Genomic DNA, 24,656 nt, shown 5'->3' with positions numbered 1-24,656 from the left:
TAAAATGGACATTACCATGGATGCTCTCATTGCGATATCAATCGTATGGGGCTTCGTGTTTATCTACGCGGTCATGGCAACGATGGACTTCGGAGCCGGCTTTTGGTCGATGATTTATTTAAATAGAGAACAAACAAAGGCGACAAACATCGCCAACCGTTATTTGTCCCCGACATGGGAAGTGACCAACGTCTTTATCGTCGCGATCGTTGTCGCCCTATTCAGCTTCTTTCCAGGGGCAACCTTCGTGCTGGGAACCGTTTTATTGATCCCGGGAAGTATTATTTTGCTGCTCTTAGCCATCCGCAGCGGCTTTCTCGTCTTCTCCAATACGGCGAAGGAAAGAAAAATCATGAGATATATCTCCGGAATTTCAGGTTTCATTATTCCCGCTGTGCTGATTTTGGTCCTTCCGGTCACACACGGAGGGTTTATTGAGAAGACGGGCGGAGTGTATCAACTGAATTTGGCAAATGTCTTTACAAGCCTTAATGCGTATGCGTTTATCGGCTTTGCCATTTTAAGCACTTTATTTTTATCTTCACTGCTTCTGGCCGATTTTTCAAATGTTGCGGAAGAGGAGCATGCGTACCGCATCTACAGACGGAGCTCTTTACTAACAGGGCCGCTGTCGCTTCTTTTCGCCTTCTTCATTATGCTGACATTACGCTCTGAAGCCGGCTGGCTGTATACGGGGATGATGAAAGACAAGACATGGCTCATTCTGTCTGTCATCACATTTATCATTGCCGGCGTGGCTCTGTTTTTGCCGAATAAGCGCTTCGGCCGCAACCTCGGCAAACCGAGAATCGCCATGATCGCCATTGCGCTTCAATACTTTCTGGCAAGCTATGCATACGGACGGGCGCATCTTCCTTATATGATTTATCCGGATATTACGGTCATGTCAGGATTTACGGAGCCGGCAACCTTCAGGGCGCTGTTTATGACGTATATCGTCGCTTTCATCATTTTGTTTCCCGGGTTTTATTTCTTCTGGAAGCTCTTTATGAAAGACAGACGTTATATCCGCCAGGAGGAATAACAAAAATCAGGGCGGCTCATACTAATGGCGTACCTTTTATCTTGGAGGGGAGCCAGCATGGACCAAAAAATTCTGTGTGAAGTCAATAACTGTTCATATTGGGGCAGAGGAAACAAATGCACGGCCGACGCGATTTATGTGGTCAGCCATACAGGCGAAACCGCTGAAAAAAGTGAAGAAACGGATTGCAAAACCTTTAAACCGCATGATTTATAAAAGAAAAGAGCTGTTTTATACAGCTCTTTTTCATTTCCGTGCCGCAAGCCTTTTTGAAATCAGCCCTTGAGCCGGGGAAAATCGCGCGGATGAGATGCATGGCAGAAAGGCGGTTCGTCGGCAAATATAGGCGGCAGACGGTACGATCAGTATCGCATTCATGACAAGCACAGAATTTTTTATCAAGATGTACATGTTTGCCCAGCCAGAAAGCAACACCTGCGATGTAAAGCCGACACTGTTTGAAGAATAAAAAAATCATCGCATCCGCCTATTAAAAAAACCGGCTGATACAGCCGGTTCAAACGGGGGAAGGGGTGATGATGAACAATTTCAATATAACAGCAGCATACAGGCAGCTCAACTCGCTGAAATGTCTTTTTATCAGTTGTTTGTCGTAAAAACGTCCATTTGGGTGACGTATTTTCTCATTATTTCCTGATTGACTTCAACACCCAGTCCGGGACCGTCCGGAACAGAGATGAATCCCTCTTCGATCCGCATGTCGGGAGTGACAATATCCTCCTCCCAGTATCGGTCTGATGAGGAAATATCACCCGGTATCGTAAATTGCGGCAGCGAAGCAAGCGCGACTGTCTGCGCTCTCGAAATGCCGGTTTCAAACATTCCGCCGCACCAAACCGGCATGTGATGCTCTCTGCATAAGTCATGTATTTTTAAAGCCTCTGTCAGGCCTCCTACACGCGCCGGTTTTATGTTAATGATTTTACAGCTCCCAAGCTCAATCGCCCGCCTTGCGTCATCATATGAGCATATGCTTTCATCAAGGCATACCGCGGTTCTCAAGTGTTTCTGCAGGTGGCGGTGATCGACAATATCATCTGCCTGAAGCGGCTGTTCTATCATCATGAGCTGGAATTCATCCAACTCTTTCAGCCTGCTGATGTCTTTCAGTTCATATGCCGAGTTGGCATCCGCCATCAGCGGTACGTTCGGAAAACGGCTGCGGATGGCTCTGACCAGCTCAACGTCATGGCCGGGCTGAATTTTTATTTTTATACGTTGATAACCTTCTTTTACGTATTGCTCAATTTCCCGAAGCATCTCATCAGCCGAAGCCAGACCCACCGCCACGCCGGCGGGCACTTTATCTCTTTTGCCCCCTAAGGCTTCTGCGAGAGATATCCCCTTTTTCTTGGCATATAGATCCCACACGGCTGATTCAAGCCCCGCTTTTGCCATGCGGTTTCCTTTGAAACGCGCGAGACTGTCAGGCACTTCTGACGGATGGAAAAACTCGCGGCCTACGACATTTGGGATGAAAAAATCTCTCAGCATATGCGCGCATGTCTGAATCGTTTCTTCTGTATACCACGGAGAAGAAAACGCCGATACCTCCCCCCAGCCGGTTCTCCCGGTTTCATCGATCGCTTCCACGATCAAAAATTTACGATCCTGCAGCGTTTCAATACTTGTTTTAAACGGTTTTTTCAGCCTCATACTTACATGATAAAGGGTGATTTTTTCAATCTTAATCATGACAATTCTCCTTTACGAAGCTCATTCAGCCGATGTCTCATCAGTTTATTGGACGCGTTCCGCGGGAGCCCGTCAACCTCGAAAAAAGCAGCCGGTATTTTATATTTTGCAAGCCGCTCACGGCAAAAGGCGGTCAGCTCCTCAGAACTGACAGAAGAAGTCAGCACGAGAAAAGCATGCGGCACTTTCCCCCACTTCGGATCTTCGGCTCCCGAAACACCGGCCTCCGCTACAGCCGGATGGGCAAGCAGCGCCGCTTCCACTTCTGCCGGGTAGATGTTTTCTCCGCCTGAAATAATGAGGTCCGACCGCCTGTCCAGCACGTATAAAAACCCTTCATCATCCAAATAGCCAAGATCGCCCGTTTTAAACCATCCATTATGAAAAGCGGCCTGGTTTGCGTCGTCACGATGGTAATACCCTTTCATTACATTCGGGCCTTTCACCGTAATTTCACCGTGTTCAAACGGCGCACAAGGGTTTCCGTCTTTTTCAATTCTAATTTCGCATGAAAACAGCGGTTTACCGGCCGAGCCGAGCTTGTCCATGCTGAATTCCGGAGAAAGCGTGACAATCTGTGAGCAGGTTTCAGTCAAGCCGTAAGATTGGAATACCGGAAATTGTTTCCTGCGGCATTCTTCGAGGAGCGGCAGCGGTGCCGGACCCCCGCCAAGCAGAATGCAGCGCAGTGATTCAGGACATTGTTCAGTTTCCGCAAGCAGGCCCGAAAGCATGGTCTGCACCGCTGAAATGATCGTGACCTGATGGGAGCTGATGCTGTCCAGCACATCAGTGACAGAAAATTTTTGATGAAGCACGACAGGCATGCCGTAAATGACCGACTTAAACAGCGCAGACAGACCGCTGATATGAAACAGCGGCAGCGCAATAAGCCAGCGGTCCCGCTCCGTGACCCCCAGATTCAGCGCAGACGATACAGCGCTGGAATAATGATTACCGAAAGTCTGCTGCACCCCCTTCGGTCTTCCCGTTGTTCCTGACGTATACATAAGAGTCGCCGTATCATCAAGCGTTACATAAGCTTCAGGTTCAATGTCTCCCGCGGCTTTGGCCTGCAGCTCGTCCACGTCCGCAGCGGCGACTGCAGATTCATAATCTTCGCGGCAAAAACCGTCCTCCGTCAATAAAAGCTTTGCCTGTGAATCTTCGAGCTGAAACAACCGTTCCTGTTTTGAGAGCTTCGTATTCAACAGCACAGCTTCCGCCCCTAATAAGAAGCAGGCGTGAACGGCATAAACCATTTCCGGTCTGTTAGAAAGCAAAATCGCGGCCCGGTCCCCTTTTTTAAGCGAGCAGTATTTGGACAGCCGCGCGGCCATTTGTTTAGAAGCATGATATAATTCTCTGAATGTCATCTGTTTGTTTTCAAATATGAGAGCGATTCTCTCTGGTGTCAGCTGAGCCCTTTGAATGAGCCAATTCGGCTGTTCTGTCAGCATGTTATCATCTCCGAGGTAAAAGTACTGTTTTTGAAAAGAAAACAGCTTGGACCAGAGCGGCTCAAGCTGTTTCGTAGTGTCATCTGATCACGGAAAACGAGGGAATTGACCGAAATCGGGACTGCGTTTCTCTTTAAAGGAATCGCGGCCTTCTTTCGCTTCGTCAGTCGTGTAATAAAGAAGCGTTGCATCTCCTGCAAATTGCTGAATTCCGGCGAGGCCGTCTGTATCAGCGTTAAATGCCGCTTTAAGGAAACGAAGGGCTGTAGGGCTTTTCTCAAGCATTTCTTCACACCATTTAATTGTTTCCTCTTCAAGTTTCTCTAATGGGACAACTGTATTGACAAGCCCCATGTCGAGCGCTTCCTGCGCGTTGTATTGACGGCACAGGTACCAGATTTCACGGGCTTTCTTATGTCCGACGATACGCGCCAGGTAACCTGAGCCGTAACCGGCATCAAAGCTTCCCACTTTCGGTCCGGTTTGACCGAAAATCGCGTTATCGGCCGCAATCGTTAAATCACAGACGATATGAAGCACATGGCCTCCGCCGATGGCATAGCCTGATACCATCGCTACGACCGGTTTAGGAATCACGCGGATCAAACGCTGAAGATCAAGCACATTCAGACGCGGGATCTGATCGTCTCCGACATATCCGCCGTGACCGCGGACTTTTTGGTCTCCGCCTGAACAGAATGCTTTATCTCCCGCTCCCGCAAGAACGATGACACCAATATTGGAGTCATCACGCGCACGAGCAAACGCGTCAATCATTTCTGATACCGTCTTAGGAGTAAATGCGTTATGTACCTCCGGGCGGTTAATTGTTATTTTTGCAATACTGTTATACGTCTCGTACAGGATTTCATCGTACTGACGTTCACTTTTCCATTCTGCAGCCATTGATATGACCTCCTTCATTTTTGCCTGAGTCCGGCCGAAAAGCTATTTTCTTTATGCTTTACAAGCCGTATAAAAACTCACTTACTATCTTACCAAAAATTCGCGGCTGTTCCACATGTACCGTGTGCCCCGCCTTTTTGACAACCTCTATTTTACTTGATGGGAGCAGGTTATGCACCTTTTGATTAATAGCGCAAAACTTTTCATCCCATTCACCGCATATGAGCAGAACGGGTGCTTTGATGCGGTGTAATGCCTCCCACCAGGAAGGCTGTGAGCCCGTCCCCATTCCGAGCAGGCTGCCTGCAAGTCCGGACGGATTATTTTTCATCCTGCCGGCACGGATGGACGCCTTTACGCTGTCCGGCAGAGAAAGCTGCGTGGCAAACAACGGAATGCCCTCCCAATAATCGACAAACGATGTTATACCTTCCCGCAATATAAAGTCAGCAAGCTTCCGGTCTGACTGAATCCGCTTTTTGCGTTCCTGAAGCGTGCTGAGGCCCGGGGTTGTACTTTCCAAAACAAGCGCTGACACCCGATGCGGAAATGCCTGTGCAAAGGAATACGCAAGTCTTCCCCCCATAGAATAACCAATAAGTTTCACTTTGTGAAGTTTTAATTGATCAAAAACGGCGGCAAGGTCCGCAACCTGCCGGCTCGCACTGTACCTTGCCGCTTGCACAGGCGCGTCTGTCTCCCCGTGACCCAGGCAGTCAATCATCACCATTCGTTCGCCGGGAAACATGCCGCGTAAAAACATCCATGATTCTTTGCTGCCCGTAAATCCATGCAGACAAACAATAGCTTCAGATGATTCGTGTCCGCTATCAGCAGCACGATAGCATACGCCGTCGGCCGTTTTAACTGTTACAGTTTCCATTCTTTTTTCACTTCCCGCACTGCGGCCTGCAGCAGATCGCGATGGAATTGAACTCTTGATGTCCGATCTGTTTTCAGCTCGATTATATGAAGTCCGGGCTTGTCCGCCTGCGGCTGATACGCATCCTTAAATGCTTCCCATGTCTCAGGGCAAGTATACGTCCCGCCGTACAGTGCGGCGGCATGCCGGAAATCAAGACCCGTCGGCGTACCGAACAGTTCTTCAAAATGAGTCTTATCAGATGCCTGCGGCAAAAACGAGAAAATCCCGCCGCCATCATTGTTTATTAAAATAACCGTAAGCGGAATTCCAAGTTTTTTAGCCGCTAACAGCCCGTTTAAATCATGGTAAAACGATAAATCTCCAATTACAAGCGTGACAGGAGCTTTTGTACCTTCACACAGTCCCATAGCCGAGGAGACAACTCCGTCAATTCCGTTAGCGCCGCGGTTGGCATAGACACGGAAGGAGCGATCTTGTTTTTCAAAGAACGTATCCACGTCGCGAATCGGCATGCTGTTTCCGACAAAAATCGAACTGCCTTCAGGGACAAGGTGCTGAAGCTGACGATATACATTTCCTTCAAATGATAAATCATCCATGCTCGCGTCCTGTAAATGACTCCGGAAACGCTCATTGACAAACTGCCATTTCTCAAGCCATCCGGACGGCCGCTTTCCGGTTTCAGCTGAACGGACCGCTTCCAAAAACACCGACGGATGGCAATGAATCATATGCGCGCCGGCCTGGGTGGGATCTCTCCATCCTCCGTCTTCATCGACGATAAACTGCTCAATGGCAGGATCATCTCTGAGCCATAAAAAGAGCGGTTTAGAAACCGGCATCGGACCGAAGCGGATCACAGCGTCAGGGCGCAGCGCCTCTTTTATTTCTTCATCTTTTAAAAACGAGTCATAAGCATCAATAATCAGCGTCTTATCATGCTCCCCGTTTCGGAGGTTTGAAAGCGGATCAGCCAAAATCGGGAACTGAAGCATCTCGGCAAGCGCGATGATTTGCTGCTTTTCTGCTTCACCGTGAATTTCGCCGCAGACGATCATACCTCTTTCGGTACCCGCGAGACGCTCTGTAATATGACAGAGAGAGTCTTGAGCAGCTGACTGAATCCCTGTTGTGACTGAGACGTGCCGCCCCTTTCTCATTCTTTCAAAAGGTCCGGCTGATAAATCCGGCATCAAAGGCTCTCTGAGCGGCACATTGATATGGACTGGCCCCATCGGGCGCTTCCCGGCTTCACTTACGGCTCTGCCGGCCAATGTTCTGATATAGCTCAGCATTTGAGGATTTTCCTCAGGCAGAGCCGAGTCTGTGAAAAACTTAACAAAGTTACCGAACAGAAAATGCTGGTTAATCGCCTGAGGCGCCCCCACTTCCCTCAATTCATGAGGCCGGTCAGCAGTCAGGACAATAAGAGGCACTCTTGAATAATGAGCTTCAATCACGGCCGGATAGAAGTTAGCCGCCGCCGTTCCTGACGTACAAATCAGCATGACCGGACGCTGGCGGGCTTTTGCAAGACCGAGTGCGAAAAAACCTGCGGATCGTTCATCAATCTGTATATGGACTTGAATATCCGGGTGGGCCGCCGCCAAAACCGCCAAGGGAGTTGACCTCGACCCCGGGCAAACAACTGCGTCGGTGACACCCGATAGAGCGAATTCATCAATAAAACTTCCGATATAATGTGTAATCGGGTTTGTCAAAGCCTTTCACCTCCTAAAGCAGAGATCATCGGCTTTAGTTTAATTTGTGTTTCTTCATATTCTGATTGCGGATCTGAATCTTCAACAATGCCGCAGCCTGCGAAAAGCCGCGCACTTTTGCCTTCAATCAGCCCTGATCGGATAGCCACGACAAATTCTCCGTTTTCCCTGCCGTCCATCCAGCCGATCGGTGCCGCGTACCATCCACGTGTCATCGGTTCAATATCAGCGATAACTTCAACAGCTTTCTGCTGGGGAGCTCCGCCCAATGCCGGTGTGGGATGCAGCTTTTCAATTAAATCAAACAGCGAAGCGGACGTTTTAAGATGGCCTGTGATCGGTGTATATAGATGCTGAACACTTTTCGTTTTATATAATTGCGGACCTGCAGGCTTTTTCACATCGCTGCAGCTCGACAAGAAAGAATCGTGTATCATCTGAACCACAAAATCATGTTCCGCGAGATTTTTTTCGTCATGCAGCAGCTCTTTGCCGAGACGCTCATCTTCTTGTTGATTTTCTCCGCGCTTAATTGAACCTGCCAGACAGGTGGACATGACGTCTTTGCCGGATTTTTTGATCAGCCGTTCCGGTGAAGCGCCGACAAAGCATTTATCTCCCTGCTCAATCGCAAAAACATAGCTTGTCGTTTGGTCCTTCAAAAGCTTGCGGACAACGCTCTCCGCCGGAATAGGCCCATCATATGACAAAACGACTTCCCTTGCCAGCACGACTTTATCATATTGATTTGCTTTCATATCATTTGTTGCTGTTTTAATGGCTTCAAGCCAGTTTTCCACATCAAGTTCTTCCGCTTTTGTTAAAACAGGATATTCTTCATACTCGATTGAAGAAACTGAAAAAGCTTCCGAAAAAGATTTCAGACGTTTCAGCGTATCTTCTGCCTGATTACCGTCTGCCGCCCATTGATTGACGGTTAAATAATCACCATCTGCCGTCTTTGTCAGCATGAGTGAGGGGATAAAGAACAGTCCTTCTTCGAACCCGTTCCATTCGTCTCCTCTCTCTTCAGCGGGATTAAATGAAAAACCGCCGAATAAGACAGGGCCGACCGCGGTATGCGCCGCCTCTTCTTCTTCATGAATATGAAAAGCCGTCTTTTTAAAGCGCTCCCATTGTTCAAAAACGTCGTGATAACGCTTTCCATTTTTTTCATTCGATTGGAACAGCGCTTCTGTGCCAAGACCGACTATTGTTAATTCACTACCGGGTTCTGACCAAAAAAATCGTTTGCCTTTATATTTTTTTGCTCCGTCTTTGAAAAATGATAGAGGGTCTAAAGACGCAATACGTCTTGAATAGCTCAATAAGACAGCATGGTTGACTTGTTTGGCTTTATGTAATGCATGATCTGCTTCCTCTCGGAACGTATGCTGCACCGTTGTCACCATGAGACATTCCTCCATAATCCGTTAAATGCTTTTAATACAATACACCTGTGATGACTTTGTGTCAAACACACAGATGTGAGCACGACAAAATGCCTGCATTTCTTATTATAAACCTTTTTGCGCAAATGAATAAAGAAACAAACTTGAATTTTCTTTCCCCACTCTCGGCAATCACTGTATCCTTTTACTTCCTCATGGGAAAATGACTATTTTTATCCACCATTTTTCTGCGCAAAAGCGTTCATACTAACAGTAAGCATCACATAGAAACGAGGGATTGATGTGCTTACAAACGAACAGATCACACACTTAAAAAAAGAATTGGAAGAAGCCAGACATGATATTTTGAGCCGCTTTAAAGAAAATGATCAATTTCAGTTAACTGATGAATTCCCGTATCAGTCATCCGGCGAATTGTCTTCCTATGACAATCATCCCGGCGATCAGGCGACCGAATTATACGAGCGGGAAAAAGACCTGGCTCTGCTCGACCATGAACGGGAGCACCTTCGCGACATTGATTACTCTCTGAAACAAATTGAAAACGGCACATACGGCACATGTGAAGTCAGCGGAAAGGACATTCCTTATGACAGACTCGAAGCTCTGCCGACGGCTACGACATTGGCGGAATATTCCTCGCAGGATGCCGTTTCCAAAGACAGGCCAATTGAGGAGGAAACACCGTTCGGACAGTTTGAATTTGATGATGATGAATCAATCCGGGCGACTTACGATAGTGAAGATGCTTATCAGGATGTTGAGGAATACGGAAACTCAGAAACGCCTCAGGATTTAGAGGATCCTCCGCTCAGCTATGGGGATATGACAATGAACTCAGAAGAAAACATCGGCTATGCTGAGGATTATGAAAACTTTATCGCGACAGATATTACCGGAAAAAACATTTCCGTGTATCCAAGCAAAGCACACGAAAAATATGAACAGGAACTGGACGAAGAAGGAATTATGACGACCTTTGGCGATCTTCATGCTGATTAAAACCCCGGCCTGCCGGGGTTTTTAAATACAAATAAATGGTTTGCTGCATTTTCACACTGAAAACTCATACACTTAATGATGCATGAACAAAAGGTTTAATCTTTCGAAAAAAGGGAACTATCGTATTGACTTTAAATGACGGAGGGAACAAATGAAAAAGAAGTATATCGGTGCGATTATTGTATTTATCATTACATATGTCTTGTTTTCTTTAGCGGGGGTTCTCTTTCCCATCGACCGGGAATGGTATGACGCGCTGCAAAAACCTGACTGGACGCCGAGCGGATCAGTGATCGGCATCATATGGGCGGTTTTGTTTGCGCTTATTTCGCTCTCAGCAGCCTTGATATACGCAAAGTTTTCATGTAAAGAATCCAAAGCTTTTTGGGTGATGCTTCTCATCAATTATATCGTGAATCAAGGATTCAGCTATTTTCAATTCACACAGAAAAATTTGCTTGCTGCATCTATCGATTGCCTGCTTGTGGCTGTGACAACACTCATTCTGTTGCTCATTGCCGGTAAATACAGTAAAGCTTCAGCCTGGCTTCTGGTCCCTTATTTATTATGGAGCGCTTTTGCCACATACTTGTCTTTTACCATTTACACTATGAACGCATAATAAAAAAACCTTGCATAGTATGCAAGGTTTTTTTAATGACCCGTACGGGATTCGAACCCGTGTTACCGCCGTGAAAGGGCGGTGTCTTAACCGCTTGACCAACGGGCCTTATGGCGGAGAAGGAGGGATTTGAACCCTCGCGCCGCTTACACGACCTACACCCTTAGCAGGGGCGCCTCTTCAGCCACTTGAGTACTTCTCCGTATGGCTCCACAGGCAGGATTCGAACCTGCGACCGATCGGTTAACAGCCGATAGCTCTACCACTGAGCTACTGTGGAAAATCATCATGGTGGGCCTGAGTGGACTCGAACCACCGACCTCACGCTTATCAGGCGTGCGCTCTAACCAGCTGAGCTACAGGCCCATGACAATATAAAAATGGAGCGGGTGATGGGAATCGAACCCACGACATCAGCTTGGAAGGCTGAGGTTTTACCACTAAACTACACCCGCATGTTGTTTGGGGCGATTGATGGGAATCGAACCCACGAGTGCCAGAGCCACAATCTGGTGCGTTAACCACTTCGCCACAACCGCCAAAACAATATTAAATTAAATGGTGGCTCGGGACGGAATCGAACCGCCGACACACGGATTTTCAGTCCGTTGCTCTACCAACTGAGCTACCGAGCCTTTTTATAAATGGCGGTCCGGACGGGACTCGAACCCGCGACCTCCTGCGTGACAGGCAGGCATTCTAACCAACTGAACTACCGGACCATTTTTTGGTTGCGGGGGCAGGATTTGAACCTGCGACCTTCGGGTTATGAGCCCGACGAGCTACCGAACTGCTCCACCCCGCGATGATAATTAAATTAGATATGGCGGAGGAAGAGGGATTCGAACCCCCGCGGGCTTTGACACCCCTGTCGGTTTTCAAGACCGATCCCTTCAGCCAGACTTGGGTATTCCTCCGTATAAGTGGTGGACCTTGTAGGACTCGAACCTACGACCGGACGGTTATGAGCCGTCTGCTCTAACCAACTGAGCTAAAGGTCCAATGGTAGCGGCGGAGGGGATCGAACCCCCGACCTCACGGGTATGAACCGTACGCTCTAGCCAGCTGAGCTACACCGCCAAAAAACAATTAAAATCAAGTGGAGCCTAGCGGGATCGAACCGCTGACCTCCTGCGTGCAAAGCAGGCGCTCTCCCAGCTGAGCTAAGGCCCCAAAATGGTCGGGAAGACAGGATTCGAACCTGCGACCCCATGGTCCCAAACCATGTGCTCTACCAAGCTGAGCTACTTCCCGTTTTTCAAAAGTATGTATGGCGCGCCCGAGAGGAGTCGAACCCCTAACCTTTTGATCCGTAGTCAAACGCTCTATCCAATTGAGCTACGGGCGCAACAATAAGTGCCGAGGGCCGGACTTGAACCGGCACGGTAGTCACCTACCGCAGGATTTTAAGTCCTGTGTGTCTGCCAATTCCACCACCCCGGCATGGATGGTATAGTATAGTTGGAGCGGAAGACGGGATTCGAACCCGCGACCCCCACCTTGGCAAGGTGATGTTCTACCACTGAACTACTTCCGCGTTTGGCAATGCGGATGAAGGGACTTGAACCCCCACGTCTGTAAAGACACTAGAGCCTGATTCTAGCGCGTCTGCCAATTCCGCCACATCCGCAAGAAAAACATGGTGAGCCATGAAGGACTCGAACCTTCGACCCTCTGATTAAAAGTCAGATGCTCTACCAACTGAGCTAATGGCTCTTATTACAAGAGACTTATATAGTATAACATATAAAGGTGGTGCCGGCAAGAGGACTTGAACCCCCAACCTACTGATTACAAGTCAGTTGCTCTACCAATTGAGCTACACCGGCTTAATACGCCAACTTATGTATGATAGGAATGGTGGAGGATGACGGGCTCGAACCGCCGACCCTCTGCTTGTAAGGCAGATGCTCTCCCAGCTGAGCTAATCCTCCGTATATTACACTTGCGTGTAATGGCTTGGCGGCGTCCTACTCTCACAGGGGGAAACCCCCGACTACCATCGGCGCTGAAGAGCTTAACTTCCGTGTTCGGCATGGGAACGGGTGTGACCTCTTCGCTATCGCCACCAAACCATTGAGAGTGTTCTCTCAAAACTAGATAACAGTAAGCATACATTCAAATTGGTTAAGTCCTCGATCGATTAGTATCTGTCAGCTCCATGTGTCGCCACACTTCCACCTCAGACCTATCAACCTGATCATCTTTCAGGGATCTTACTTCCTTGCGGAATGGGAAATCTCATCTTGAGGGGGGCTTCATGCTTAGATGCTTTCAGCACTTATCCCGTCCGCACATAGCTACCCAGCGATGCCCTTGGCAGAACAACTGGTACACCAGCGGTGCGTCCATCCCGGTCCTCTCGTACTAAGGACAGCTCCTCTCAAATTTCCTGCGCCCGCGACGGATAGGGACCGAACTGTCTCACGACGTTCTGAACCCAGCTCGCGTACCGCTTTAATGGGCGAACAGCCCAACCCTTGGGACCGACTACAGCCCCAGGATGCGATGAGCCGACATCGAGGTGCCAAACCTCCCCGTCGATGTGGACTCTTGGGGGAGATAAGCCTGTTATCCCCGGGGTAGCTTTTATCCGTTGAGCGATGGCCCTTCCATGCGGAACCACCGGATCACTAAGCCCGACTTTCGTCCCTGCTCGACTTGTAGGTCTCGCAGTCAAGCTCCCTTGTGCCTTTACACTCTGCGAATGATTTCCAACCATTCTGAGGGAACCTTTGGGCGCCTCCGTTACCTTTTAGGAGGCGACCGCCCCAGTCAAACTGCCCACCTGACACTGTCTCCCCGCCCGATAAGGGCGGCGGGTTAGAAGGTCAATACAGCCAGGGTAGTATCCCACCGATGCCTCCACCGAAGCTGGCGCTCCGGTTTCCAAGGCTCCTACCTATCCTGTACAAGCTGTACCAACATTCAATATCAGGCTGCAGTAAAGCTCCACGGGGTCTTTCCGTCCTGTCGCGGGTAACCTGCATCTTCACAGGTACTATAATTTCACCGAGTCTCTCGTTGAGACAGTGCCCAGATCGTTGCGCCTTTCGTGCGGGTCGGAACTTACCCGACAAGGAATTTCGCTACCTTAGGACCGTTATAGTTACGGCCGCCGTTTACTGGGGCTTCAATTCGCACCTTCGCTTACGCTAAGCGCTCCTCTTAACCTTCCAGCACCGGGCAGGCGTCAGCCCCTATACTTCGCCTTACGGCTTCGCAGAGACCTGTGTTTTTGCTAAACAGTCGCCTGGGCCTATTCACTGCGGCTCTCTCGGGCTTGCACCCTAACAGAGCACCCCTTCTCCCGAAGTTACGGGGTCATTTTGCCGAGTTCCTTAACGAGAGTTCTCTCGATCACCTTAGGATTCTCTCCTCGCCTACCTGTGTCGGTTTGCGGTACGGGCACCTCTCACCTCGCTAGAGGCTTTTCTTGGCAGTGTGGAATCAGGAACTTCGCTACTATAATTCGCTCGCCATCACAGCTCAGCCTTCACGGGAAACGGATTTGCCTATTTCCCAGCCTAACTGCTTGGACGCGGATATCCAATACCGCGCTTACCCTATCCTCCTGCGTCCCCCCATTGCTCAAATGGTGAGGAGGTGGTACAGGAATATCAACCTGTTATCCATCGCCTACGCCTTTCGGCCTCGGCTTAGGTCCCGACTAACCCTGAGCGGACGAGCCTTCCTCAGGAAACCTTAGGCATTCGGTGGAGGGGATTCTCACCCCTCTTTCGCTACTCATACCGGCATTCTCACTTCTAAGCGCTCCACAAGTCCTTCCGGTCTTGCTTCACAGCCCTTAGAACGCTCTCCTACCACTGTTCGAAGAACAGTCCGCAGCTTCGGTGATACGTTTAGCCCCGGTACATTTTCGGCGCAGAGTCACTCGACCAGTGAGCTATTACGCACTCTTTAAATGGTGGCTGCTTCTAAGCCAACATCCTGGTTGTCTAAGCAACTCCACATCCTTTTCCACTTAACGTATACTTTGGGACCTTAGCTGGCGGTCTGGGCTGTTTCCCTTTCGACTACGGATCTTATCACTCGCAGTCTGACTCCCAAGGATAAGTCATCGGCATTCGGAGTTTGACTGAATTCGGTAACCCGGTAGGGGCCCCTAGTCCAATCAGTGCTCTACCTCCGAGACTCTTACCTTGAGGCTAGCCCTAAAGCTATTTCGGAGAGAACCAGCTATCTCCAGGTTCGATTGGCATTTCACCCCTACCCACACCTCATCCCCGCACTTTTCAACGTGCGTGGGTTCGGGCCTCCATTCAGTGTTACCTGAACTTCACCCTGGACATGGGTAGATCACCTGGTTTCGGGTCTACGACCACGTACTCAATTCGCCCTATTCAGACTCGCTTTCGCTGCGGCTCCGCATCTTCTGCTTAACCTTGCACGGGATCGTAACTCGCCGGTTCATTCTACAAAAGGCACGCCATCACCCGTTAACGGGCTCTGACTACTTGTAGGCACACGGTTTCAGGATCTCTTTCACTCCCCTTCCGGGGTGCTTTTCACCTTTCCCTCACGGTACTGGTTCACTATCGGTCACTAGGGAGTATTTAGCCTTGGGAGATGGTCCTCCCGGATTCCGACGGAATTTCACGTGTTCCGCCGTACTCAGGATCCACTCAGGAGAGAACGAAGTTTTGACTACAGGGCTGTTACCTCCTATGGCGGGCCTTTCCAGACCTCTTCATCTACCTCGTTCCTTTGTAACTCCGTACAGAGTGTCCTACAACCCCAAGAGGCAAGCCTCTTGGTTTGGGCTGGTCCCGTTTCGCTCGCCGCTACTCAGGGAATCGCATTTGCTTTCTCTTCCTCCGGGTACTTAGATGTTTCAGTTCCCCGGGTCTGCCTTCTCATATCCTATGTATTCAGATATGGATACCACTCCATTACGAGTGGTGGGTTTCCCCATTCGGAAATCTCCGGATCAAAGCTTGCTTACAGCTCCCCGAAGCATATCGGTGTTCGTCCCGTCCTTCATCGGCTCCTAGTGCCAAGGCATCCACCGTGCGCCCTTTCTAACTTAACCGTTAAAAAGAATCACTACGTGATATCTTGCATTACTAATTGAATGTGAATTACTTCTGTTATCTAGTTTTCAAAGAACAACGCATAGGACATGCTAACACATGCGTTGCCACAGGAAGTGGCGCATTTAGCAGGTGTTCCTATGTTTTGAAGGAATGATCCTTCAAAACTAAACAAGACAGGGAACGTTCTGTTTATAAGACCCAAGGTCTTATATTCCGTTAAAATCCTTAGAAAGGAGGTGATCCAGCCGCACCTTCCGATACGGCTACCTTGTTACGACTTCACCCCAATCATCTGTCCCACCTTCGGCGGCTGGCTCCTAAAAGGTTACCTCACCGACTTCAGGTGTTACAAACTCTCGTGGTGTGACGGGCGGTGTGTACAAGGCCCGGGAACGTATTCACCGCGGCATGCTGATCCGCGATTACTAGCGATTCCAGCTTCACGCAGTCGAGTTGCAGACTGCGATCCGAACTGAGAACAGATTTGTGGGATTGGCTTAACCTCGCGGTTTCGCTGCCCTTTGTTCTGTCCATTGTAGCACGTGTGTAGCCCAGGTCATAAGGGGCATGATGATTTGACGTCATCCCCACCTTCCTCCGGTTTGTCACCGGCAGTCACCTTAGAGTGCCCAACTGAATGCTGGCAACTAAGATCAAGGGTTGCGCTCGTTGCGGGACTTAACCCAACATCTCACGACACGAGCTGACGACAACCATGCACCACCTGTCACTCTGCCCCCGAAGGGGACGTCCTATCTCTAGGATTGTCAGAGGATGTCAAGACCTGGTAAGGTTCTTCGCGTTGCTTCGAATTAAACCACATGCTCCACCGCTTGTGCGGGCCCCCGTCAATTCCTTTGAGTTTCAGTCTTGCGACCGTACTCCCCAGGCGGAGTGCTTAATGCGTTAGCTGCAGCACTAAGGGGCGGAAACCCCCTAACACTTAGCACTCATCGTTTACGGCGTGGACTACCAGGGTATCTAATCCTGTTCGCTCCCCACGCTTTCGCTCCTCAGCGTCAGTTACAGACCAGAGAGTCGCCTTCGCCACTGGTGTTCCTCCACATCTCTACGCATTTCACCGCTACACGTGGAATTCCACTCTCCTCTTCTGCACTCAAGTTCCCCAGTTTCCAATGACCCTCCCCGGTTGAGCCGGGGGCTTTCACATCAGACTTAAGAAACCGCCTGCGAGCCCTTTACGCCCAATAATTCCGGACAACGCTTGCCACCTACGTATTACCGCGGCTGCTGGCACGTAGTTAGCCGTGGCTTTCTGGTTAGGTACCGTCAAGGTGCCGCCCTATTTGAACGGCACTTGTTCTTCCCTAACAACAGAGCTTTACGATCCGAAAACCTTCATCACTCACGCGGCGTTGCTCCGTCAGACTTTCGTCCATTGCGGAAGATTCCCTACTGCTGCCTCCCGTAGGAGTCTGGGCCGTGTCTCAGTCCCAGTGTGGCCGATCACCCTCTCAGGTCGGCTACGCATCGTCGCCTTGGTGAGCCGTTACCTCACCAACTAGCTAATGCGCCGCGGGTCCATCTGTAAGTGGTAGCCGAAGCCACCTTTTATGTCTGAACCATGCGGTTCAAACAACCATCCGGTATTAGCCCCGGTTTCCCGGAGTTATCCCAGTCTTACAGGCAGGTTACCCACGTGTTACTCACCCGTCCGCCGCTAACATCAGGGAGCAAGCTCCCATCTGTCCGCTCGACTTGCATGTATTAGGCACGCCGCCAGCGTTCGTCCTGAGCCAGGATCAAACTCTCCGATAAAGTAGTTTGACTGACTACGCACATCGCTGTGCGATTTATTTAAAACTTTGAATTAACAGGTACGTTTTGTCTTGTTTAGTTTTCAAAGATCATTACCGCTTGTTGAAGCAGCTTTATTATCTTACCACTCAGCTTCTTTTATGTCAACAACTTTTTTTAAGTTGTTTGCGAAGCTTTTCGTTGTTGTCTGTTGTTCATCAGCGACGTTTAATAATATAACACCCTTTTGAAAATATGACAATAGTTTTTTTAAAAAAATCATTAATTATTTTCTTTAATACTTATTTCAGTTTCTCTTCTATAGAAAGATAAGCTGTCTTGTGGTTTGGCATATTTTCTTGTATAGTAAGATTGAACTAAATACTTGATGACCACAAGGGGAGCATTAAAGCTGAGAGTGAACATTTTGTTCTGACCCTTTGAACCTGTTAGTTAACGCTGGCGTAGGGATGTGGCAAAGCCAAATGATTTGCAGTTTATGCAAGCAGCGCGCGGACCTTTTCCCATCCTTCCCCGCGCTGCTTTTTTGTTTATCCTTGTTACGGTTGTCTGACCAGGGGGAAAACTATGAATCATTCAACACGGCTTGTGCGCTTAATTGAAATAGCGATTATGACCGGGGCGGCTGTCATTCTGGACATTGTCTCAGGTATGTTTCTCCGGATGCCCCAAGGCGGTTCGGTCTCTATTATGATGATTCCGATTTTTTTGATTTCATTCCGCTGGGGAGTGAAAGCCGGGCTTACGACAGGCTTTTTGACAGGGATTGTCCAGATCGCCATCGGCAATTTGTTTTTGCAGCACCCGGTCCAGCTATTTCTTGATTACATCGCGGCCTTTGCAGTTCTCGGTTTCAGCGGCTTGTTTGCTTCCGGTGTACGGGAATCGGCATTGAATAAAAAAAGAGGCGCTTTAACGATGTATGTTATAGGCGGTGTTTTCATCGGCAGTGTGCTGCGCTATGCGGCACATGTGGTCTCCGGAGCTGTCTTTTTCGGAAGCTATGCTCCGAAGGGCACGCCGGTATGGATTTATTCGTCCGTCTATAACGCGACTTATATGATTCCTTCTTTTATCCTTTCGGCCATTGTCCTTATCTTATTATTCATGACTGCGCCGCGGCTTCTTGAATCTAAGCGGACGAACTGAAACAGCAGGCGGTTTACGCCTGCTGTTTTTTTATTCCGGGCTGTGCCGTTCGTTCGAATCACTCAGTTCTTTTGTAAGTTCATTTATACTTTGTTTTATGTTTCCTTTGCCTGAAAAATTCTCAATAAGCTCTTTTACATTGATTCCGGAAGATGCTTTTAAGCTTTCCTGAAGACCAGCCATTAAATTGGTTGCGTAGCCTGTGACTTTATTGGCCCCGCCGTTTTCACCGCTTCCTCCCGTATCAACGACGGTTATTTTATCAATGTTGGAAAGAGGCGCTGAGACTTGCTTCGCATATTCAGGCAGCATTTTCACAATCATATCAAGGATTGCAGCCTGCCCGTATTTTTCGAATGCTTCGGCGATTTTTTCTTTAGCTTCCGCTTCTGCGAGACCTTTCAGGCGGATGACTTCCGCTTCGGTTTCTCCTCTCGCCTTTTCAGCCTCCGCTTTAGCAAGACCGTCAATTCTCACGCGTTCCGCTTCCGCCTTGGCCATCGCTTCGATACTGTACTGCTCGGCATCCGCTTCCGCGAGCTGCTTCGCTTTTGCGGCTTCGGCCGCTTGTTCCACCGAGTAACGGTCGGCATCGGCTTTTTTCTTCACTTCAGAGTCATATTGGCGCTCACGGCGCAGAATTTCTTTTTCCTCCAATTCAATCTGCTTTTGCCGCTCAATAATTTTAATTTGCATTTCCTGCTCTGTCACCTGCTGGCGGGCTTTTGCTGTTTCAAGATCATATGCCTGGTCGGCATTGGCTTTTGCTGTATCCTGCTCTCTTCTGTATTCCGCCATTTTCAGCTGATTGATTTTTTCCGCTTCAGCTATTTCCGTCGCCCGCTCCAGCTCTGATTTTTTTGCGTCTTTATCAGCGGCCGCGCGTTTAATCCTCGTCTCTTTATCCGCTTCTGCCGTGGCAATGTCCGCATCCCGCTTGACTTGGGCGATTCTCGGCTTACCTAATGATTCAAGATAGCCGTTTTTATCGCGGACGTCTTTAATCGTAAAAGAAACGATCACGAGCCCCATTTTAGCAAGATCCTGAGACGCGACCCGCTGGACTTCCTGAGAAAACTTTTCCCTGTTTTTATAAATCTCTTCAACGGTCATGGAGCCGAGGATGGAGCGCAGATGGCCTTCCAGCACCTCCCGCGCCTCCTGCTCACGGTCTTCCTTAGATTTCCCCAAAAATTGTTCAGCTGCTGTTGCGATTTCACTGATAGAGCCTCCGATTTTAATAATGGCGGTTCCGTCGGCCATTACCGGCACGCCTTGCTCTGTATAGACTTCGGGTGTAGAGACATCAAGTTTGCTTGACAGTAAACTGAGAGGTTCTGCCTGCTGGAATACCGGGAGCACGAACGTTCCCCCGCCCCGGACGATTTTCAGACGATTTCCGCCTTCATCAATGTGGACGTTCTTATTTCCCAAATAACTTCCGGTCACGATAAGGGCTTCGTCCGGCCCCGCCGTCCGGTACTTCGTAATAAATACAGCAATAAGTGCGATGAGTAAAAAGAATACGATTCCGATAACGATGATAATCGGCATAGTCATAACAGTTCCCCCTTAGATATCAGATTGGTTCATGCGGCGTCACAAAAAGCACTCCGTCTTTCACGTCAATCACTAATACGGCAGTTCCGTACTTGATCTGTTCTTGATCAAAGCTGACGGCTGATTTAGAAATGGCGCCCCCTATTCCCTCTATGATCACTTCTCCATAGCCGTCTTTCGGGACGGAAGTAATGACCCTGCCGACTCTGCCCTTTAAATCCGTCTCCCGATAAGCGAGCGATTCTTCCGCTGATGAAAGCGGGACAAGGACGAAGAAGTGAAGCAGGCTGACCAAAAGAACCGAAAGAACAAATGAAAGCAACGCAATGACAGAACTTGATAGCGGAGCGGCGATTTCGCCGATATAACCTGAGGCTGAAAAGATTGTTAAAAAAGACAGAATCAATGCAGGGTTTAAAAATGAAACAGGAATGGCTTCCGAGAGGCCGTGAAACACATCTTGAAAAAACAGAATCAAAAGCGTGAGACTTCCCGAAATAATCAATGTGTAAAGATAGACCGTTTCAAGCGGCAGATGAAATATGTCCATCTTCTATCCTCCTTTCGGCCGAGGTGTCGGAGTGTTACTTTATATACGGATGTAAAGGTAAATGGTTTCAATTTTCTGATAAGGAAGGCTGATTACATGATTATCCAATCCGGATATGATATGTTTACTCTAAAGGAGGAGATAGGATGAGCATTTTTAATGAAGCCAGACAGCAGATCTGGGAAGAACTGAAAGGACTCTCTGATGAGGAATTCAACCGAAAGCCCGCGGCTGATGAGTGGAGCGTGCGGGAAGTCCTTGACCATTTAAAGAAAATTGACGAAACAGCGCAGACCCTTTTATCAAAGCAGGCAAAAGACGCACCGTTAAAAGAAATAGAAGAAAAACCGATGGAGTTTATAGAGGACAGAACAGATAAACGGCCGGCGCCGTCACACCTCGAACCTGAGCAAAACCGATTATCAGTCATTGAAGCAAAACAAGAATTAGATACGGCAAGACAGCAGCTGACCGCAGTTATTTCATCATTAAACGAGGAAGACTTTGAACGTGTGCTTCCGCATCCTGTTTTTCAAGAACTGACGATCCGCCAGTGGATTGATTTTATCGGCCATCATGAAAAGCGTCACATTAATCAAATAAAAGAAATCAAACAAAAAATCAAGAAGGTCGGGACTGACCCCCGTTTTTGAGACAGGGATCAAAACACCTTTAAGCAGCCAGCTGTCGGTATGTGACCGGCGGCTGGTTGTTTAGTTTCGTTTGAATACGAATGTTGTTATAATAGTGTATATAGGTTTCGACAGTTTGTTCTACGATGGTCGTCGTAGTGCTTTCCAACCTGTCGAGGTAGAACGTTTCAGACTTTAGTGAGGAATGAAACGATTCGATGGAGGCATTATCAGCGGGCGTCCCTTTGCGGGACATGCTCATGGTAATGCCTTTTGTTTTAACAGCTTTCTGATACTCATAAGATGTATAAACAGAACCTTGGTCACTATGTAACACACAGTTCTCTGGCAGTGCGGGCAGCTGATCAAGTGTGTGTAAGACAAAGTCTGTGTCCTGTCTATCGCCAATCGTAAAAGCAATCACTTCTCCATTGTATAAATCCAATATACTGGAAAGATACAATTGTTTCTGCCCATAAGGCAAATATGTGATATCCGTTACTAGCTTTTCCAGAGGGCGATCAGACTGAAAGTTCCGATCCAATATATTCTCGGCCACGGCATATGGCTGCCCATTCTTCTTACGCTTTTTCACCTTAACCCGGCATTGCCACTGATTCTTCTGCATAATGCGCTGAACCGTTTTATGATTCATACGCATTCCCTTTTTTAATATGGCTGTGATTTTCCGATAGCCATATCGATACTTGTGTTCTCGGCACAACGTGCCGATTTGTTTTTCTAAATGGTATTTAGGGTTATCTTTCATCAGATTCTTCTTCCAACGATAATAAGATGCTCGTGAGATACCTAAATGAATACAGATATCCTTTATGGTCATTGTGCTGCGCAATGCTTCTACAAGCTCGACTGGCGTTTCGCTATCAGCTTCCTTTCCAATTCGTTGTACTTTTTTAACACTTCATTCTGTTGTCTCAGATAACGATTTTCTGCCTGCAGTTTCTCTAATTCGGAAGAATACTCTGGACCTTTTCCATAAGAATATTGCTTTCCGACAGGTTGTTCGAATCGATGTGTGTCCCCAGCTTTATACCACCTGACCCATGTCTGCACCTGCGTCTTATTCTTTATATTCAATTCCTGCATGATCTCCTTCACAGGCACGCCCGCCAATCTCATTTCTACAGCCTTCTGTTTGACTTCAACCGGATAACTCACTCTTGCCCTCATAGAAAAACACCTCCAAGTCTAATTTCGGATAACAACGATCCGTTTTCAAACTTGAAGGTGTTTTTTGTTTGTCTCATATTATGGGGTCAGTCCCGTCTAGTCAGACCTTCTCGATTTTTTTCTTGGCGCGTTTCGGTTCATAAGAATGGATGGTGACCGCATCACCCGTGCATATGTCACCCGGGCGTTCAACAATACAGACAATTCCTCTTCTGCCCATCGCGTGCCTCACAAACGCCGCGGCGAGTTTTGGCTGATCCGGATAAAAGGATTGAATGACTTCTCCCGGCTGAATGCACGGATCATTTTCTCCCTCGCACAACAGAGACGCACCGCTTGGAAATATCATTCTGCTTCCTTCTTTAAGCGGCGTCAGTGCAGAAAAACCGCTGATTGCGATGTTAGCGCCGAGCCATTCGGGAAAGATATGAGAAATCCCCATCTTCTCCGCAATGTCATCACATTCCTCCATGGACACGATTGAAATCTGTCTCCGGTTAAAAATTTCTGTTCCTCTTTCATACATCGGCTCACGCGCGCCGGCCTTTTTTGTCAGTCCGAAATGCAAGTCACCGGGAAACCCGCCGTATTCCGCACGAAGCTTGTCCATCTTTTTGGTAACAAATTGTTCGGTATCCGCTATATATACGCCTTCCGTCTTTGCTGTTATGCGTTTCCACATCAGCCACCACCGCCTTTTTCTTGACATTATCCTTAAAAAACCCCGCTCTGTAAAGGAGCGGGGTTCATTTATTATACCGTTTTCGGCGTTAAGTCAAAGCAGCGTTTGTAAATCCAGTTGTATGCTTTCTCATTCAAATCTCTTGGATTTCCGAAAGTTTGCGGATCTTTCATGGCTTCTTTTGATAAACGTTCAATCATGTCCGGAGACACACCTTGTTCTTCTAAACTCGGCACCTCTAAATCTTTTACAAGATCATACATCCAGTTGACGGACGCTTTTGCCGCTTCTTCGGTTGTCATGTTGCTTGTATCGATTCCGAATGCTTTGGCGATGCGGGCGAATTTTTCCGGATAACCTTTCCAGTTGTATTCCATTACCGGCCCCATCATAGCTGCGACGCATTGTCCGTGAGCGACAGGGATGATGCCGCCGAGCGTCTGGCTCATCGCATGCGCCGCGCCTGCTGATTCACTGCCGTATGAAAGGCCGGCAAGCATCGCCGCCTGCGCCATGCCGTATCTTGCTTCCAAATCCTCTCCGTCCGCAAACGCGCGCTTAATATAATGCGCCGCATATTCAATGGCCATTAAAGCGACGGCATCAGTGATCGGCTGCGCGAATTTCATCGTATAGCACTCGATGGCGTGCGCAAGTGCGTCAATACCTGTCATGGCCGTCACATGCGGAGGCATGGACGTGTGCAGCTCAGGGTCAATGACTGTTAAATGCGCGGCGATAAGCGGTCCGCCCGTATTGAATTTAAATTCTCTTTCCTCATCTGTAATGACCGCCCATTGTGTGACCTCTGAACCTGTTCCCGCAGTCGTCGGGATCGTTGTCAGCGGAGGAATACGGTTTTCCAGCGGCTTTTTGCCTTCCGCGGCTTCATAATCAAGCACACTTCCTTCGTGTGTCGCTTCTACCCCGATCGCTTTCGCTGTATCCATGGAGCTTCCGCCGCCGACAGCCACAAGGCCGTTGCAGTTTTCTTTTTTATACAGTTCTGATCCTTCGTTTACAAGACGTACAGGCGGGTTCGGCTCCACTTTGTTAAACAGGACGACTTCGATGCCCGCTTCCTGTAAAGATTCAATGACCGGGTTTGCCACTCCCGCGTTATAAATTCCCGGGTCTGTTACGAGCAGCGCTTTTGTGACGCCAAGCGCTCTGACTTCACTTCCCGCGTGCTGAATCGCGCCGATTCCGTGTTTAATGACTGTCGGGATTTCGAATGTATGGAATTTATGCATGCTTTCTACTTTCATATTTAATGTCATATTGTA

The 24,656-nt window shown here is 48.5% G+C and carries 18 protein-coding genes, 21 tRNA genes, 3 rRNA genes and 1 riboswitch; of the genes, 6 read left to right on the top strand and 36 right to left on the bottom strand.

The annotated features are described in order from the left end of the window. The first annotated feature begins 4 nt into the window (after positions 1 to 4). A complete protein-coding gene (locus ABK447_RS05235; protein ID WP_020956244.1) occupies positions 5 to 1,045 on the top strand; it encodes a cytochrome d ubiquinol oxidase subunit II in 1,041 nt (346 codons plus the stop codon). Between the two features lie 57 nt (positions 1,046 to 1,102). Next, positions 1,103 to 1,261: a DUF1540 domain-containing protein gene (locus ABK447_RS05230; protein ID WP_007408842.1), complete on the top strand. Its 159-nt coding sequence runs from the start codon at positions 1,103 to 1,105 to the stop codon at positions 1,259 to 1,261. Here the strand turns inward: ABK447_RS05230 and ABK447_RS05225 are convergent. From ABK447_RS05225 to ABK447_RS05195, 7 genes are all read right to left on the bottom strand, one after another. Continuing rightward, a complete protein-coding gene (locus tag ABK447_RS05225) occupies positions 1,242 to 1,523 on the bottom strand; it encodes a hypothetical protein (RefSeq protein WP_032871652.1) in 282 nt (93 codons plus the stop codon). The two genes, ABK447_RS05230 and ABK447_RS05225, sit on opposite strands and share 20 nt — an antisense overlap. A 122-nt stretch (positions 1,524 to 1,645) precedes the next feature. Next, positions 1,646 to 2,761 carry an o-succinylbenzoate synthase gene (menC, locus tag ABK447_RS05220; protein WP_020956245.1) on the bottom strand — a complete coding sequence of 372 codons (1,116 nt, stop codon included), beginning with the start codon at positions 2,759 to 2,761 and terminating at the stop codon, positions 1,646 to 1,648. Further along, a complete protein-coding gene (locus ABK447_RS05215; RefSeq protein WP_020956246.1) occupies positions 2,758 to 4,221 on the bottom strand; it encodes an o-succinylbenzoate--CoA ligase in 1,464 nt (487 codons plus the stop codon). The genes menC and ABK447_RS05215 overlap by 4 nt, the downstream gene beginning before the upstream one ends. An 87-nt stretch (positions 4,222 to 4,308) precedes the next feature. Further along, positions 4,309 to 5,127 (bottom strand): 1,4-dihydroxy-2-naphthoyl-CoA synthase, encoded by an 819-nt coding sequence (gene menB / locus ABK447_RS05210; RefSeq protein WP_349909619.1) that lies wholly within the window; start codon positions 5,125 to 5,127, stop codon positions 4,309 to 4,311. Between the two features lie 58 nt (positions 5,128 to 5,185). Further along, positions 5,186 to 6,010, bottom strand: a complete 825-nt coding sequence (menH, locus tag ABK447_RS05205) for a 2-succinyl-6-hydroxy-2,4-cyclohexadiene-1-carboxylate synthase (protein ID WP_349909617.1) — start codon at positions 6,008 to 6,010, stop codon at positions 5,186 to 5,188. Beyond that, a complete protein-coding gene (menD, locus tag ABK447_RS05200; protein ID WP_032868315.1) occupies positions 5,998 to 7,734 on the bottom strand; it encodes a 2-succinyl-5-enolpyruvyl-6-hydroxy-3-cyclohexene-1-carboxylic-acid synthase in 1,737 nt (578 codons plus the stop codon). The genes menH and menD overlap by 13 nt, the downstream gene beginning before the upstream one ends. Next, complete coding sequence (locus tag ABK447_RS05195; RefSeq protein ID WP_053103905.1) at positions 7,731 to 9,146, bottom strand: isochorismate synthase MenF; 1,416 nt, start codon at positions 9,144 to 9,146, stop codon at positions 7,731 to 7,733. The genes menD and ABK447_RS05195 overlap by 4 nt, the downstream gene beginning before the upstream one ends. Before the next feature lie 282 nt (positions 9,147 to 9,428). On the opposite strand from ABK447_RS05195, the gene ABK447_RS05190 reads away from it, so the two are divergent. Next, on the top strand, positions 9,429 to 10,148 hold the full coding sequence (locus tag ABK447_RS05190; RefSeq protein ID WP_039063508.1) for a TraR/DksA C4-type zinc finger protein: 720 nt from the start codon (positions 9,429 to 9,431) through the stop codon (positions 10,146 to 10,148). A 151-nt stretch (positions 10,149 to 10,299) separates the two neighbouring features. Next, on the top strand, positions 10,300 to 10,770 hold the full coding sequence (locus ABK447_RS05185) for a TspO/MBR family protein (RefSeq protein ID WP_020956249.1): 471 nt from the start codon (positions 10,300 to 10,302) through the stop codon (positions 10,768 to 10,770). 36 nt (positions 10,771 to 10,806) lie between these two features. Here the strand turns inward: ABK447_RS05185 and ABK447_RS05180 are convergent. The 24 genes from ABK447_RS05180 to ABK447_RS05065 all read right to left on the bottom strand — a co-directional run bounded on the left by ABK447_RS05180 (position 10,807) and on the right by ABK447_RS05065 (position 17,606). Further along, positions 10,807 to 10,878: transfer RNA gene (locus tag ABK447_RS05180), tRNA-Glu, on the bottom strand. A gap of 3 nt (positions 10,879 to 10,881) precedes the next feature. Next, positions 10,882 to 10,972: transfer RNA gene (locus tag ABK447_RS05175), tRNA-Ser, on the bottom strand. 3 nt (positions 10,973 to 10,975) lie between these two features. Next, positions 10,976 to 11,050: transfer RNA gene (locus tag ABK447_RS05170), tRNA-Asn, on the bottom strand. Between the two features lie 9 nt (positions 11,051 to 11,059). Next, positions 11,060 to 11,136: transfer RNA gene (locus tag ABK447_RS05165), tRNA-Ile, on the bottom strand. A gap of 15 nt (positions 11,137 to 11,151) precedes the next feature. After that, positions 11,152 to 11,225: transfer RNA gene (locus ABK447_RS05160), tRNA-Gly, on the bottom strand. An 8-nt stretch (positions 11,226 to 11,233) separates the two neighbouring features. Further along, positions 11,234 to 11,309: transfer RNA gene (locus ABK447_RS05155), tRNA-His, on the bottom strand. Positions 11,310 to 11,329: 20 nt separating this feature from the next. Next, positions 11,330 to 11,405: transfer RNA gene (locus ABK447_RS05150), tRNA-Phe, on the bottom strand. A gap of 10 nt (positions 11,406 to 11,415) precedes the next feature. Continuing rightward, positions 11,416 to 11,492: transfer RNA gene (locus ABK447_RS05145), tRNA-Asp, on the bottom strand. A gap of 6 nt (positions 11,493 to 11,498) precedes the next feature. Then, positions 11,499 to 11,575, bottom strand: a tRNA-Met gene (locus tag ABK447_RS05140). A gap of 19 nt (positions 11,576 to 11,594) precedes the next feature. After that, a tRNA-Ser gene (locus ABK447_RS05135) sits at positions 11,595 to 11,687 on the bottom strand. A 7-nt stretch (positions 11,688 to 11,694) separates the two neighbouring features. Further along, positions 11,695 to 11,771: transfer RNA gene (locus ABK447_RS05130), tRNA-Ile, on the bottom strand. A gap of 2 nt (positions 11,772 to 11,773) precedes the next feature. Continuing rightward, positions 11,774 to 11,850: transfer RNA gene (locus ABK447_RS05125), tRNA-Met, on the bottom strand. Positions 11,851 to 11,870: 20 nt separating this feature from the next. Further along, positions 11,871 to 11,943 (bottom strand) — tRNA-Ala (locus ABK447_RS05120). A 4-nt stretch (positions 11,944 to 11,947) separates the two neighbouring features. After that, positions 11,948 to 12,024 (bottom strand) — tRNA-Pro (locus ABK447_RS05115). Positions 12,025 to 12,041: 17 nt separating this feature from the next. Beyond that, positions 12,042 to 12,118: transfer RNA gene (locus tag ABK447_RS05110), tRNA-Arg, on the bottom strand. Positions 12,119 to 12,127: 9 nt separating this feature from the next. After that, positions 12,128 to 12,213 (bottom strand) — tRNA-Leu (locus ABK447_RS05105). 19 nt (positions 12,214 to 12,232) lie between these two features. Continuing rightward, positions 12,233 to 12,307 (bottom strand) — tRNA-Gly (locus tag ABK447_RS05100). Between the two features lie 9 nt (positions 12,308 to 12,316). Beyond that, positions 12,317 to 12,400 (bottom strand) — tRNA-Leu (locus ABK447_RS05095). Between the two features lie 10 nt (positions 12,401 to 12,410). Then, positions 12,411 to 12,486, bottom strand: a tRNA-Lys gene (locus ABK447_RS05090). 37 nt (positions 12,487 to 12,523) lie between these two features. Continuing rightward, positions 12,524 to 12,599, bottom strand: a tRNA-Thr gene (locus tag ABK447_RS05085). Between the two features lie 29 nt (positions 12,600 to 12,628). After that, positions 12,629 to 12,704: transfer RNA gene (locus ABK447_RS05080), tRNA-Val, on the bottom strand. Between the two features lie 23 nt (positions 12,705 to 12,727). Further along, positions 12,728 to 12,843 (bottom strand): 5S ribosomal RNA (gene rrf / locus ABK447_RS05075). A 50-nt stretch (positions 12,844 to 12,893) separates the two neighbouring features. Next, positions 12,894 to 15,823 (bottom strand): 23S ribosomal RNA (locus ABK447_RS05070). Positions 15,824 to 16,056: 233 nt separating this feature from the next. Beyond that, positions 16,057 to 17,606 (bottom strand): 16S ribosomal RNA (locus ABK447_RS05065). Together the 16S, 23S and 5S rRNA genes with 21 tRNA genes alongside form the textbook arrangement of a ribosomal RNA operon. 366 nt (positions 17,607 to 17,972) lie before the next feature. Next, a riboswitch (TPP riboswitch) is annotated at positions 17,973 to 18,073 on the top strand. A 100-nt stretch (positions 18,074 to 18,173) separates the two neighbouring features. Between ABK447_RS05065 and thiT the strand changes: the two genes are divergently transcribed. Beyond that, positions 18,174 to 18,755 carry an energy-coupled thiamine transporter ThiT gene (thiT, locus tag ABK447_RS05060; RefSeq protein ID WP_349909613.1) on the top strand — a complete coding sequence of 194 codons (582 nt, stop codon included), beginning with the start codon at positions 18,174 to 18,176 and terminating at the stop codon, positions 18,753 to 18,755. A gap of 30 nt (positions 18,756 to 18,785) precedes the next feature. On the opposite strand, the gene ABK447_RS05055 is transcribed toward thiT, so the two are convergent. Both ABK447_RS05055 and ABK447_RS05050 read right to left on the bottom strand, forming a co-directional pair. Beyond that, positions 18,786 to 20,315, bottom strand: coding sequence for a flotillin family protein (locus ABK447_RS05055; protein WP_032867221.1), 1,530 nt, complete (start codon positions 20,313 to 20,315; stop codon positions 18,786 to 18,788). 19 nt (positions 20,316 to 20,334) lie between these two features. Next, positions 20,335 to 20,865: an NfeD family protein gene (locus ABK447_RS05050; protein WP_007410165.1), complete on the bottom strand. Its 531-nt coding sequence runs from the start codon at positions 20,863 to 20,865 to the stop codon at positions 20,335 to 20,337. A 146-nt stretch (positions 20,866 to 21,011) separates the two neighbouring features. Between ABK447_RS05050 and ABK447_RS05045 the strand changes: the two genes are divergently transcribed. Further along, positions 21,012 to 21,518, top strand: coding sequence for a DinB family protein (locus ABK447_RS05045; RefSeq protein WP_094031234.1), 507 nt, complete (start codon positions 21,012 to 21,014; stop codon positions 21,516 to 21,518). A 19-nt stretch (positions 21,519 to 21,537) separates the two neighbouring features. On the opposite strand, the gene ABK447_RS05040 is transcribed toward ABK447_RS05045, so the two are convergent. The 3 genes from ABK447_RS05040 to gbsB form a co-directional block, all read right to left on the bottom strand. Further along, a protein-coding gene (locus ABK447_RS05040) for an IS3 family transposase (protein ID WP_094031235.1) occupies positions 21,538 to 22,688 on the bottom strand; the annotation gives its coding sequence in 2 pieces (ribosomal slippage) (positions 21,538 to 22,415 and positions 22,415 to 22,688; 1,152 coding nt in all). 100 nt (positions 22,689 to 22,788) lie between these two features. Beyond that, positions 22,789 to 23,370, bottom strand: coding sequence for an MOSC domain-containing protein (locus tag ABK447_RS05035; protein WP_003152182.1), 582 nt, complete (start codon positions 23,368 to 23,370; stop codon positions 22,789 to 22,791). A gap of 71 nt (positions 23,371 to 23,441) precedes the next feature. Beyond that, on the bottom strand, positions 23,442 to 24,650 hold the full coding sequence (gbsB, locus tag ABK447_RS05030) for a choline dehydrogenase (protein ID WP_003152181.1): 1,209 nt from the start codon (positions 24,648 to 24,650) through the stop codon (positions 23,442 to 23,444). Positions 24,651 to 24,656: the final 6 nt, after the last annotated feature.

The organism is Bacillus sp. hwrm1, assembly GCF_040207805.1.
Lineage (GTDB): Bacteria > Bacillota > Bacilli > Bacillales > Bacillaceae > Bacillus > Bacillus velezensis.
The sequence above is the reverse complement of the archived record's forward strand: the minus strand, read 5'-3'. Positions and strand labels throughout refer to the sequence as shown.